Genomic DNA, 12596 nt, shown 5'->3' on the forward strand with positions numbered 1-12596 from the left:
GTCGATCCGTGTCCCCCGATCCGCGCGCCCCTCGTGTCGATCCGCTGCGGGAGCGCTCCGTCATCCTGAACCAGCTCCTGCTGGGTCTGGTCGTGCTGCTCACGACGCTGCTGCTGCTCGCGACCGGGCTGGATGTGGGGATGGAGGCGCTCGTCGTCGGCGTCCTCGGCATCTTCATCGCCAGCCTGCTGGCGGTGGTGGTGCGGTGGGAGCGCCTTCCCGTCATCGCGATGCTCGTGGTGCCCGCGCTGGACGCCGTGTCGGTGGCCTTCCTGCAGGTGTCGCATCCGCACGGCGGGCTCGTGCTGCTGTGGGTGTTCCCGGTGCTGTGGATCTCGCTGACGTTCGGCACCGGGGTGACCGTCCTCTCGGTGGGCGGGCTCATCGCGGTCTACCTCGCGCTGTTCGCCCGCGACTCCGCCGAGTTCGAGGTGCGATCCGCCCTGCTGCCGCTGATGCTGGCGTCGCTCGCGGTCTTCGGTCAGGTGATGGCCCGGCGGCAGAGCGCCCAGCGCGCGCTGCTGGCCCGCCAGTCGCACACGCTGAAGGATGCGTTCGAGCTCGCGCGCGATCAGGAGGCGCTCGTCAGCGAGGTGCTGCAGGCGATCGACTTCGGTGTGACCCGGATCGGCGCCGACGGCCGGATCGCGGTGACGAACGAGGCGCACGAGCGCCTGCACGGCGCGCCCGACGCACCGCTCTTCCACCCCGACGGCGTCACGCCCGTCACCGCCGAGGACCGGCCGCTGGCCCGTGCGGCGCGGGGTGAGGCGTTCGACGACGCCGAGTACTGGCACGGGGGTCTCGGCAGCGAGCGGCGTGCGCTGCAGGTGTCGTCGCGCCGCCTCCCGGACGACCGCGGCGGCAGCATGGTCGTCGTCTCACGCGACGTCACCGCCGAGCGCACGGCGCTGCGCGCTCGCGACGACCTCGTCACCTCGGTGTCGCACGAGCTGCGCACGCCGCTCACCTCGATCCTGGGGTACCTCGACCTGACGCTGGACGATCCGGCCCTTCCCGCCTCGTCGCGCAGCGGCATCGAGGTGGCCGAGCGCAACGCGCAGCGCCTCTACGCCCTGGTGGACGACCTGCTCACCGCATCGGCGGCGGGCACCGCCCCGGTCGAGCCGCTGCGGCGCGCGATCATCGACCTGGGCTCCGTGGCCGGGCAGGCGGTCGAGGCCGCCGCTCCCCGTGCCGCCGAGCGCCGCATCGTGATCGACGTCTCGGCAATCGCCCCCACGCCGGCGTTCGCGGATGCCGCGCGGGTGCGACAGGTGGTCGACAACCTGCTCTCCAACGCGATCAAGTACGGCCACGACGACGGACGCATCTGGATCTCCTGCCGCCCGGTCGGCGGGCGCGCGGAGCTCTCCGTGCGCGATGACGGGCCCGGGATCCCCGCCGCGGCGCGGCCGCTGGTGTTCGAGAGGTTCTTCCGCGCCGACGCCGTCCGCCGCTCCGGTGTGCACGGCAGCGGGCTGGGTCTCGCGATCAGCCGCGACATCGTGCGCGCGCACGGCGGAGACATCACCCTGACCTCCGAGGTCGGCTCCGGCACGACGTTCTCGGTCGCCCTGCCCGCGCGCGGCGGCGCGGACCAGGAGGAGGCCCGGTGAACGCGCTGGATCCGTACACGCTGTCGCTGGCGACGACTCTCGTGGTGCTGACGTCCGGGGTCGTGTTCCTGCTCGAGACCGTTGTGCGGCGCGGGAGCGCGCCGGGGCGCTTCTGGGCCGCGTCCTTCCTCGCGGGGATCCTGACCGCCCTCTGCTACACGGCCTGGACGCTGCGCCCCGAGGTGTGGCTCGCGGTCGCCGTGGGCAACGCCGCGTTCGTCGCGCAGATGGGGCTGATGTGGCTGGGCTGCCGGATCTGCAGCCGACCGCTCTCGCGGGGTGCCCGGTTCGCCGTGGTCGCGGGCGCGCTCGCCGCCTTCGGCGCCGCGGCGCTCGAGCACGAGGTCGGCACCTGGGCCGGTGCGGGGATGATGCTCGCGGGGATCGGCGTCTTCGCCGCGCTCGGGGCCGTCGAGACGCGTCGTGGGCTGCTGCGCGACGAGTTCGCCGCCTGGGGGCTCACCTTCGTCCTCGGCGCCGCCGCGCTGTACTACGCCGCGCGCACCGTGGCGTTCCTCGTCGCCGGTCCGGGCTCCGCCCCGTTCGCCGACTGGTTCGGCACGGCGATGACATCGCTCGTGACGATCGCGCTCACGATCGTCGGCGCGGTGACGACCTCGGTGCTGCGCGCCTCGTTCGACGACCGCTCGAGTCGCCGGTCGGGCCTCGCCGCCGCGGAGGACGCCGTCCTGCTGCCGGCCGAGACGCTGCTGGCCGCGCTCGACGACGTCACGACCCGCGCCGAGCGCACGCAGGAGCCGATCGCGCTCATCGCCCTGCGGGTCGCCGGAGTGGACGAGCTCGGCGCGGCCTTCGGACAGGCGGCGGCGGAGCGCATCGACGAGACCTGGCGCGCGGCCGTGCACCGCAACGCCCCGCCGACGACCCTCGTCGGCGAGCTGGACGGATCCACGGCCGGCGTGCTGATGCGCGCGGCCAGCCGGAGCGACGCGGCACGGCCCGCCGAGGCGCTGAGGCAGTGCCTGCTGGACGATCTCGTCGCGCTCCCGGACGGGGTGCTGCCGGACATCGGCGTCGGCATCGCGCTGAGCCGCGATGTCGGCTACGACGCGCGGGCCCTGCGGGACGCGGCGTGCGACGCGGCGGCGGCGGATCCGCGGGTCATGCAGGGGTGAGCCGGTAGCCGACGCCGCGGACCGTCTCGATCCATCGCGGCTCGGTCGCCGATTCGCCGAGCTTCCGCCGCAGGTTGGCCATGTGCACCTCGACCGCGCGCAGGTCGTGCTCGCTGACGTAGTCACTGTGGCGTTCGCCGCGGATCGCGAGCGACAGCTGCTGCTTGGACAGCACCCGGCGCCCCGAGCCCATCAGCTCGCACAGGAGGTCGAACTCGCTGCGGGTGAGGTCGAGCGACTCGCCCTCGACCATCACGGTGCGCTGCTCGGCCTGCAGCCGCAGCCCGGCGTGCTCGAGCCACGGATCCTCGGCGGGAGGAGCGTGCACGGGCGCCGGCGCGGCCGCGACGCCGGCGTGGATCCGCGGGCGGCGCAGCATCGCCTCGATCCGCGCGCGCAGCTCGCGCGGCCGGAAGGGCTTGACGATGTAGTCGTCCGCACCGGCCTGCAGGCCCTGGAGCACGTCGATCTCCTCCGAGCGCGCGCTGATCATGACCAGATACGTCGCGCTGATCTCGCGCAGCCGGCGCGCCGTCTCGAAGCCGTCCATGCCGGGCATGCTCACATCCAGCGTCGTCACGACCGGGTCGGCCTCGCGGACGAGCGCGATGCCGTCGGCGCCGGTCGACGCCGAGCGCACGGAGAACCCACCCTGGATCAGCACCTCCGAGATGAGGGCGCGGATGTCGGGATCGTCCTCGATGACGACGGCGAGATGCGGATCCACCACAGCGGCTCCTCCCGTGGTGCGGTGGTGCGAATGATGCCGTCACGATATCGCAGGAGACACGCCGTCCATGACCACCGACGGCCCGCCGCAATCGATCTCTGATCAGGACTTGCCTGTTTGCATCATTTGCAGGGGAGGTGCCATCCGGAATTCCCCGCCGGATAGGCCGCGAACACGAAATCGCGGGGGTGGTCGCTCGAGACGTAGCGGGTGTCGCCCGTGGTCCCGCGCAGCACATAGGCGGTCGAGCTCCCCGGAACCGGCGTCGCCTGGACGCGGCTGAACGTCACCGTCTGCCCCTTCAGGCTGGCGCCGCACACGTGGTCGGCGAGGTCGACGGTGAGCTCCCACGGCACGTTCCAGTCGCTGTCGGAGCGGATCGACACCTGCAGCTGGACGTCCCAGTCGGAGCTGCCCGGCACCACCGACACGCTCGCGGCGTACCGCGCGGGATCCACGGGCGGCTCTGGCACGTTCTGCGCGCAGTAGCCCATGTCGGATCGGGTCTGCCCGGGGGCGAGCACCGTGTCGCCGGCGGGGCCGCCGATGGTCCACCGGTGGGTGCGCGCGTCGAACGACGTGGTGGTGAAGCCCCACTGGCTCGAGAACGCGCCCGGGCTTGTCGGGTCGAGCCCCCAGAGCGGCTCCAGGGAGGTGTCGAAGGCGAGCTTCCAGGTCACCGGGGCCTTCGACGTGTTCGTGACCGCGAAGACGTGGCAGAACGTCAGCCCGTTGGTGTGGTTGCGCGTGGGCGCGTAGGCGTAGCTGAGGCGCTTGTCGAGGTCGATCGCGTCGAGGGCGGTGCCGCCGCGCTGCGCGAGCTGGCCCGACGCCATGCTGATCGCCGGCGCCGAATGCGCCGAGTCGAGGCGCTGCGGCGCCGACAGCAGCACCGAGAACGACGTGACGGCGGCCGCCCGCGGCCACTCGGCACGAGGCCGGCCCGCGCGCGGATCGATGACCACGCTCGGGAACGTCTCGCCGACCCCCGCCGGGTCGGTGACGACGCGCACGGGCGCACCGGGATCGGACGAGATCAGCCCGCCGAAGCGCGCGGGGGCCGACCCGCTGTTCCCGCGCAGGGCCACGTCGACGCGCTCGCCGACGAGCCCGGCGGCCGTGGCGCCGCGCGGCACGTCGACCGTGATCTGGCTGAGCACGGCGACGCCGTCCTCCAGCGTTGTGGCGACGCTGACCCGCGGAGCGCGCGCGGCGTCGCGCACGCCCCCGGCGTAGGCGGCGAGCGCCGTGCGCACCTCGCCCAGACCGCTGCCGGTGGAGACGGGCTCGACGCCGATGCCGTCGACGGACACGGCCACGGTGTCGATCTGCGCGAAGGGCAGCCGACCGCAGGCCGCGAACTCACGCTGCCCGAAGAGCACCTCGGCCGTCGATGCGACGGGCGTGGTGCGCACCTCGCAGGGGGCGACGCCGTCCGAGGCGGCACCCGCGACCGTGAGCTTGACCTCATCGCCGGCCGCGAACGGGTGCTCCTCGGCGCGCACCCGCACCGCGGCGACGTCCCACGAGTCGCCCCGCGGCTCCCCGGTCCATTCGAGTGTGACGGCGGGCACGTGCGAGGTCGAGGCGCCGGCCGACCCGAGGGTGTCCGAGTCCAGACCCCCCAGCGTCGATGCCGAGGCGGTGACGACGCCGGCGCCGCCGACGAGCGCCGCGATCGCGGCGAACGCGAGCGGGCGCCGTCGGGGTGCGCGAGCACGGCGGGCGGCTCCCCAGCCGCCCGCCGCTCGTGTCACGGCGGCCGCGGCTCCCCAGCCACGACCGTCGCCTGACCGCCGTGTCACCGGCGGTCGTCTTCAGGGTCGGCCTCTGGCCGACGAGGTTCCCGGTCGTCGCCCCACAGCAGAAGCGTGACGACGGAGCCCAGCGCGAGTGCGAGCAGCCACGGCGAGCCACCGGGCGCGAACCAGGCTCCCGCCTCGGGCACACGCAGCACGGCTCGGCCGAGGATGTCCCGGGTTCCGAACGCCCAGGCGTCCGGCTCCGCGTTGCTGTCGCCGCGGCTGGTGTAGCGCGTCTCGCCCTCGACCGACGTCTCGCTCACGATCCGGTGGATGACGCGACTGCCCGCCGCGGTCTCGCCCTCCGGGATCCGGTAGGAGACGACGTCTCCGACGGCATAGGACGGCTGGCGCAAGGAGATCACGAGATCGCCGCCGGCGAATGTCGGCTCCATCGAGCGGCCGTCGACGACCGTGAGGCCCGTGAGGCCACCGAACTGCGCGGGCCAGAGCGCGACGATCGCGAGGGCCAGCACCAGCCAGCCCAGCGCGCGCCGGACGCGCCGGGCGCCGTGGCGCGTCCGCGCGTCGCGGCGCGCGGACGGCGCGGGGGCTGCGGCGACCGCCTGATCGGGGGCGGCCGCCGGATCGCTCAGCAGAGTCACCGCCGGGACTCGGGCCGGGTCAGCCGGCCGGGGTGGTGGAGGCGGCGTCGACCGCGTTGCCGTCGATCAGCACGGCGACGCCCGTGATCGAGGCGGCCGGGATCGACTGGCCCGACCAGGTCACCGCGGGCTCGGCGGCGGTGAGCGTCTTGCCCAGCTCGACGAGCGCGTCGTCGACCGCGCCGTCGCCCAGGACCGCCAGCTTGATCTCGGCGCCGGCCGGGATCTTCTCGCCGGCGTTCGTCGTCAGCGTGACGCTGGTCACCTGGTAGGCGTCGCCGACGAAGGCGGTGTCCCAGGCGACGTTCACTCCCTCCGAGAGGACCGAGCCCATCGGGGCGGTGTCGGCGCCGATGGTCTGAGCGGTGGCACCGCCGAGGGTGCTCGCCGATGCGCTGACGGCGGCCGCGACGGCGACTCCGGCCAGCACGGCGACGATCTTCCGCTTATGGGTGCGTCGGGGCGTGGAGGTGTTCATGGGGGCTCCTCTGAGCGCGATGACGCGCGCGCCCGGGGGCGCGTCGCGATTGGGGTAGAGGCGGGGGTCGGAATCGGGTTACCGGGGCGCCGCGCACGCGCGTCACCACCCTGCCTCCGCTCAGAGTAGGCGTCGGCACTCAACGCACGATCAAGCGATCCCTAAGGCATGCTCTGGATTTCGCGTGCGGGCACCCCGCCCGCCGGAAAGAGCGTGCTCAGAGCGCGATCGGCGCGTGGCTCGTGAGCAGCCCGACATCGGCGAGGAAGCGCTCCAGCGCGATGGTGGCGACGCCCGTGGCGACCGAGTTGCCGCGGACGGTCGAGACCTCGACCTGCAGATCGAGGGACGAGTTGCCCGGTGCCTGCGTGCGGATGTGCTCGCGGGTGGCGGGCAGCAGCCAGTCGCCGAGGGCCCACGTCGTCCACCCGGTCAGCGTGACCAGCTCCGGGTTCACGATCGCGACGAGGTCGGCCAGCGCGGATCCGAGGTAGTACGCCGTGCGGTCGATCGTGGCGCTGACGGCCGGATCCGGATCCGGCCCGGTCATCGCCTCGGCCATCGCCGCGATGAAGTCGCGCTGCAGCGTCAGGTCGGCCAGCGGATGCGACGGGTGGATCTCGCGCAGCGTCTGCTGGATGCCGGGGGCCCCGATGTACGCCTCGACGCAGCCGCGCCGGCCGCACCGGCACTCGCGCCCGTCGAGCACCAGCAGCGAGTGGCCCCACTCGCCGGCCGAGTTCGTCGCGCCGCGCAGGATGCGCCCCTCGAGCACGATGCCCGCACCCACACCGGTGCCGAGGTTGACGGTGGCCATGCTCGACGCGAAGCGCCCGCTCCCGAGCCACAGCTCGGCCGTGGCCATCACCTTCAGCGGGTTGTCGATCACCAGCGGCAGCCCCACGCGCTCGCGCAGGTGGTCGAGCTCGACCTTGTGCCATGCCCAGTGCGGGACGACGACCGAGACGCCGGAGGGCCCCTGCACGAGCCCGGGCAGCGCGACGCCGACGCCGAGGACGGCCTCGCGCTCGACCCCGGTCTCGGCGAGCACCCGGTCGAGCACTCCGCCGATCCCCTCGACGATCGAGTTCGGATCCGTCACGTGCTCGTCGCGCTGCTCCTCGACCGAGGCGAGCTGGTTGAGCGCGGCGTCGAAGATCACCGCGCGGACATAGGTCTCGGCGACGTCGATGCCCACGACACGACCGCGGTCGGCGTTCATCACGAGGGTGGCCGTGGGCCGCCCGACCCGGTTGGCGGTGAGCCGCGTCTCGGCGACGATCCCGGAGGCGGTGAGCTCGGCCACCACGGTCGCGACGGTGGCCGCCGAGAGGCCGGTGGTGTGCACCAGCTCGTTGCGCGTCGTCTCGCCCGCCGACAGCACCGCGTGCAGGACGTCGAGCCGCGACTCGCTGCGGATGTCGCGCGACGTGCGTCGCGGCCCGTTCATGTTCACTCCAGCGCCGGTGCGGGGGCGCAGACGAGGTCCGTCTGCGGCAGGCCGGGCGCCGTCAGCGCCACGTTCACCGTCGCGCCCCTCTCGGGGCGGACGAAGGCCACCAGCCGTCCTTCGTGCGAGCGGCGGGTCGAATCAGCATAAGACGACGGATCGCCCAGGTCGCCGCTGTCGAGCCCGATCAGCTCCCCTCCGCGAACGGATACCGAGATCGGGAGATCCTGGGCCGCCCGTCGCCCGTGGGCGTCGAGCAGCTCGACCTCGATCTGCAGCGCGCCCCCGAGGTCGATGCCCGCGGCGGAGCAGGCCGCGACGGCGGAGGCGGGGGCCTGCCACGGGACGGCATCGAGCCGGGCCGCCGGGCCGCGGCGGTGCAGCTCGTCGCGCAGCTCGGCCCCGTCGCGCAGCGCCACGGCCTCGAGCGGCCCGGCGGAGGCGGCGACCCGGCCGCGCCAGAGGCCGTGGTCGTCGTCCCATTCGATCGGGACGTCCGCGCCGCCCGCGGTCACCCGCACCGATGGGGCGTTCGTGAACACCAGCACCTCGACGTCGGCGCCCTCGTTGTACTCCCAGGCGCGGGTGATCGGGGGGTTCCACAGCGTCCGCTCGCCCTCGGCCCACGGCCGCGTCGCGAGGTGCAGCACGGGCTCATCCGACCACCAGCTGCGGCGCAGGTGCCAGGTCGGCTTCTCGAAGCCGGCGATCGTCAGGATCCCGGCGGGGGACCCGTGCACGGGCCAGCCGCGCGCCTCGCCGAGATAGTCGATGCCCGTCCAGAGGAACTGCCCGGAGATCCACTCGTTGTCGATCACCGCGCGCCAGGCGCGGTACGTGTGCCCGTTCTCGCTGCCGACGAACGGCTTGTGCGGCAGGTGAGCGTGGTCGGCCTCGTACAGGTGCTCCTTGTAGTTGTAGCCGACCAGGTCGAGCGGCTCGAGCAGACCGGTCTGCCGCGACAGCTCGGGAAACGCCGCCGCGAAGGTGACGGGACGGGTCGGATCGGCGCGCCGCACGATGGCGGCCAGGCGGGTGGCGATCGTGGTGAGCCGCCGGATGTCGGGGCGACTGGGGTCGTACTGCCGCTCGGCCGCGGGCTTGGACGCGTCGTTGTTGCCGGTCATCTCGGCGAACAGCGGGCTGGCGTAGGGGTCGTTCGGGTAGTCGACCTCGTTGCCGATGCTCCAGGCGATGACAGAGGGGTGGTGCCGGTGGGCCTCGATCATGGCGGCGAGATCGCGCTCGTGCCATTCGGGGAAGTCGTGCGCCGCGCCGTCGTGACGCGGCGGGTAGACGTTGTGGCCCTGCCACCACTTGTTCTTCGGGTTCTCCCATTCGTCGAAGGCCTCGTCGATCACGAAGAACCCCAGGGCGTCGCACAGCGCATACAGCTCGGGCGCGTGCGGGTTGTGCGCCATGCGGATCGCGTTGCAGCCGGCGCGCTTCAGCGACAGCAGCCGTCGCAGCCACACGACCGGCGGCACCGCCACGCCCCAGGCCCCGGCGTCCTCGTGCAGGCAGACGCCCTTCAGCGTGCGGGGTGAGCCGTTGATCGAGAAGCCCCGATCCGGATCGAAGACGAAGGTGCGAAGGCCCACCACCGTGCGGTGCTCGGATCGGGCCGGCTCGCCCCCGGCGTCCCAGGTCAGCGTCGTCGTCAGCTCATAGAGGTGGGGGGCGTCGTCCGACCAGAGATCCGCCCCGGGCACCGCCCCCTCGGCGACCGTCTCGGCGGATCCGTCCGCGGCGATGGCCGCGCCCGCCGCGAGCGCGGTCACGGATCCGCGGCTCAGCGAGCGCAGCGCATGCGTGACCTCGACGTCCGCGTCGACCGCCGAGGCGAGGGACGCCGCGATCCGCACGCGCGCTGTCGCCCCCTCGACCGACAGGGTCTCGAAGGCGAGCGAGGTGAGGCGCACGGCCTCGTGCACCTCGAGCTCGACCCGGCGGGTGAGGCCCGAGCCGTTGTACCAGCGCGCGTCGGAGATGTCGGTGTGGTCGATGCGCACGCTGACGACGAGGTCGTCGTCGGGGCGGTACCCCACGATCTCGGTGACGTCGAACGAGAAGGCGGCATGCCCCGACGGACGCCCGCCGAGGTGGTAGCCGTTCACCCAGACGTCGGCGTTCTTGTATGCGCCGTGGAACACCAGCCGGAGGTGCCGGCCCTCGAGCGGCCCCGCCTCGGACAGCGGGACGTGGGCGCGATACCAGCCGATGCCTCCCGGCAGGTAGCCGGTGCCGCTGGATGCCTCGGGGGTGAAGCCCTGCTCGATGCTCCAGTCGTGGGGCACCGCGACCTCGCGCCAGGCGGTGTCGTCGAAGCCCTTCTTCCACGCGTCGCGCTCGTCTCCGAGGAGGAACGCCCAGCGGCTGATGTCGTGTGAGCGCATGGCGCGATCCTTACTCGGTCGTGAGGGCGGCGACGTGGTCGGCGTCGCGGATGTACGGGGCGAAGATGCGCGAGAACAGCGTGCCGGTGACGACCGCGATCGCCCCGAACAGCACCGCGAACCACAGCAGGCCGTAGACCGTCACCGCCGGGTAGAAGACGGTGATGATCACCGGCAGCGCGTTCAGCGCGATGACCGCGAGCGAGACGAACGGATGCTTCCACGACAGCAGCCGCGCGTTGCGCAGCACCGTGCCGACCCGGTCGTCGAAGGTCGCGAGGTACGGGAAGGCGAACAGGGCGATGAGCACGAGCTGGAACGTCAGCACGAACCACACGGCGAGCAGCACGAGCTGGACGATCGCGTCGAGGCCGGCGGTGGTCACCACGGCCCACCACGCGGCCAGCACGCCACCCATCCCCGCGATGACGAGCCCCAGGATCGTGGCGGCCCGCCCGTTCGCGCGGAAGGCCCGGAAGTAGTCGCCCGAGACCGACTCGCACCGGCCCGATCCGATCCGCATCGCGGTGAAGTGCAGGGCCGTGACGCTCGCCCCGAGCGTGACGACCGGGATCGAGGTGGCCACGAACAGCAGGTTCAGGATCATCACATCGGCGATGCGCGTCAGCGCCCGCATGAGGGCGGAGTCGGCGGCGAAGATCATGGGGTCCTCTCTGTTCACGGGGGTGGTGGTGTCTCGACGCGCTGCGCTCGCCCGGCGGACGGGGGCGTGGCCCCGCGGTGGCCGAGCGAGCGAGCGCGTCGAGACGGCGGGGGGCTACTTCAGGTCGCGCGCCTCGGCCCAGGCGTCCATGTCGGCCTGGATCGATGCGCGGGCGTCCTCGTAGCCGGCGTCCTTGAGCTTCTGACGCATCTCGGCGACGGCGGCCGCCGGGTCATCGAACTTGCCGAACTGCAGCTGCGGGATGTACTCGGAGAGCACACCGCCCATGGCCGCCAGCGTCGGGTCGATCATGTCCTTGTTGATGATCAGCGTCGAGTACGGGTAGTCCTTCGCGTCGGCGTCGAGGGCGGCGTAGATCTCGTCCTTGTTCGGCGCATCGGTGATCTTGGCGGGCTCGTACTCGTCCATGCGACCGGCCCAGAAGTTCGAGCCGAGCGCGTCGGTCGACGAGTCGTAGCCCTCGGGGTAGCCGAGCTTCCCGTCGGCGTCCATGACGTAGTCCTCGCCCTCGATGCCGAAGTTCAGCAGCATGTAGTCGGTCTCGTCGTTGCGGATGAGGTCGTAGACCTGCAGCGCCTTCTCGGGGTGCTGCGAGTTGGCGCTGACGGCCATTGCGCCGTGCGTGAAGATGTCGCGGAAGTAGTTGCCGTTCTCCTTGCCCCACCAGAAGAACTTGGGGTCGGATCCGGGCTGCTTCTTCTCCATGTTGTCGACGATCTGCGTCACGAACGTCTGCGTGTGGTGCTGGTCGGCGCCCGTCAGACCCGCGTAGAACTCCTCGCGGGTCTGGCCGTCGTAGTTCAGCGCGTCCTCGCGCCAGACGCCGATCTCGTTCCACTCCTTGGCGAGCTCGGCCGCCTCGATGAGCGCATCGCCCTCCATGTACCAGGACGTCACCGTGTACGGGTCGTCCTCGGTGGTCTGGAACGGGTAGTTGATGCCGGCCGAGATCTGCTGGATGGTCTGGAAGTCGGTGTGGCCCTGCAGGTAGCCGGTGAGGGCGGCCTCGTTGGTCAGCGAGACGTCCCACGGGTACGCCTCGGGCTTGTTGTCCTTGACCCACTGGAAGTACGTCGTGAAGTCCTCGAACTTCTCGATCTCGCCGTTCTCGAAGCCGGCCTCCTTCGCCCAGTCGCCGCGGTACATGAACCCGTGGTTGGTCCACTGCGTGTAGTTGTCCTCGGGGATGAAGTAGATCTGCCCGTCGTCGAGCTTCGTCAGATCCCAGTGGTCGTCGGCGCCGACCTGCTCCCAGGTCTTCGGCGCGTTCTCCTGCAGCATCTCCTCGGTGAGAGGCAGGAACGCGCCCTTCTCCGCGTTCTCCCATGCGAACAGCCAGTCGGTCGCCGTGGTGATGAGGTCGATCGACGAGTCGCCCGACAGCAGCTGCACGTTGTACTGCGTCTGCCAGTCGGCCCACTCGACGTAGAACAGGTCGAGCTTGGCGTTTGCCTGCTCGACGAGGTTCTTGTTGAGCTCGTCGAGCATGGCCTCGAGGCGGCCGTTGGTGGGCTTGTCTCCGAGGACGAGCATGGTGATCTCGGTGGGGGCGCCGCCGTCACCGCCGCCCTCCTCTCCGCCTTCTGCGGCGGTGCAGCCGGCGAGGGTGCCGGCCGTCAGGCCGAGCGCGATGAACGCGACCCCGGCCTTCCTGATGGTGCTGTTCACGTGAGGCTCCTTTGACTCATGGGGTGG

The 12596-nt window shown here is 72.1% G+C and carries 10 protein-coding genes; 2 read left to right on the forward strand and 8 right to left on the reverse strand.

The genetic code is table 11. From position 1 onward, the window contains the following. Positions 1–8 precede the first annotated feature (8 nt). Both ACOKGD_RS14600 and ACOKGD_RS14605 read left to right on the forward strand, forming a co-directional pair. Positions 9–1619 (forward strand): sensor histidine kinase, encoded by a 1611-nt coding sequence (locus ACOKGD_RS14600; protein ID WP_342335815.1) that lies wholly within the window; start codon positions 9–11, stop codon positions 1617–1619. After that, positions 1616–2755, forward strand: a complete 1140-nt coding sequence (locus ACOKGD_RS14605) for a hypothetical protein (RefSeq protein WP_342335817.1) — start codon at positions 1616–1618, stop codon at positions 2753–2755. Before ACOKGD_RS14600 ends, ACOKGD_RS14605 begins: the two co-directional genes overlap by 4 nt. On the opposite strand, the gene ACOKGD_RS14610 is transcribed toward ACOKGD_RS14605, so the two are convergent. The 8 genes from ACOKGD_RS14610 to ACOKGD_RS14645 all read right to left on the reverse strand — a co-directional run bounded on the left by ACOKGD_RS14610 (position 2742) and on the right by ACOKGD_RS14645 (position 12569). Beyond that, on the reverse strand, positions 2742–3482 hold the full coding sequence (locus tag ACOKGD_RS14610; protein ID WP_342335819.1) for a response regulator transcription factor: 741 nt from the start codon (positions 3480–3482) through the stop codon (positions 2742–2744). The genes ACOKGD_RS14605 and ACOKGD_RS14610 overlap by 14 nt on opposite strands. Before the next feature lie 125 nt (positions 3483–3607). After that, the gene (locus tag ACOKGD_RS14615; protein WP_342335820.1) at positions 3608–5290 is read right to left on the reverse strand and encodes a hypothetical protein; all 1683 of its coding nucleotides are present in this window, start codon (positions 5288–5290) and stop codon (positions 3608–3610) included. Continuing rightward, positions 5287–5892, reverse strand: coding sequence for a signal peptidase I (locus ACOKGD_RS14620; RefSeq protein ID WP_342335821.1), 606 nt, complete (start codon positions 5890–5892; stop codon positions 5287–5289). Before ACOKGD_RS14620 ends, ACOKGD_RS14615 begins: the two co-directional genes overlap by 4 nt. 19 nt (positions 5893–5911) lie before the next feature. After that, positions 5912–6370 (reverse strand): hypothetical protein, encoded by a 459-nt coding sequence (locus ACOKGD_RS14625; RefSeq protein WP_342335822.1) that lies wholly within the window; start codon positions 6368–6370, stop codon positions 5912–5914. Positions 6371–6587: 217 nt separating this feature from the next. After that, positions 6588–7820, reverse strand: a complete 1233-nt coding sequence (locus ACOKGD_RS14630; protein WP_342335823.1) for an ROK family transcriptional regulator — start codon at positions 7818–7820, stop codon at positions 6588–6590. Between the two features lie 2 nt (positions 7821–7822). Beyond that, positions 7823–10216 (reverse strand): glycoside hydrolase family 2 TIM barrel-domain containing protein, encoded by a 2394-nt coding sequence (locus ACOKGD_RS14635; protein ID WP_342335824.1) that lies wholly within the window; start codon positions 10214–10216, stop codon positions 7823–7825. Between the two features lie 10 nt (positions 10217–10226). Then, positions 10227–10880: a YesL family protein gene (locus ACOKGD_RS14640; RefSeq protein ID WP_342335826.1), complete on the reverse strand. Its 654-nt coding sequence runs from the start codon at positions 10878–10880 to the stop codon at positions 10227–10229. A 114-nt stretch (positions 10881–10994) separates the two neighbouring features. Further along, positions 10995–12569, reverse strand: coding sequence for a DUF3502 domain-containing protein (locus ACOKGD_RS14645; RefSeq protein ID WP_342335827.1), 1575 nt, complete (start codon positions 12567–12569; stop codon positions 10995–10997). Positions 12570–12596: the final 27 nt, after the last annotated feature.

This window comes from Microbacterium phosphatis (assembly GCF_049177115.1).
Taxonomy (GTDB): domain Bacteria; phylum Actinomycetota; class Actinomycetes; order Actinomycetales; family Microbacteriaceae; genus Microbacterium; species Microbacterium phosphatis.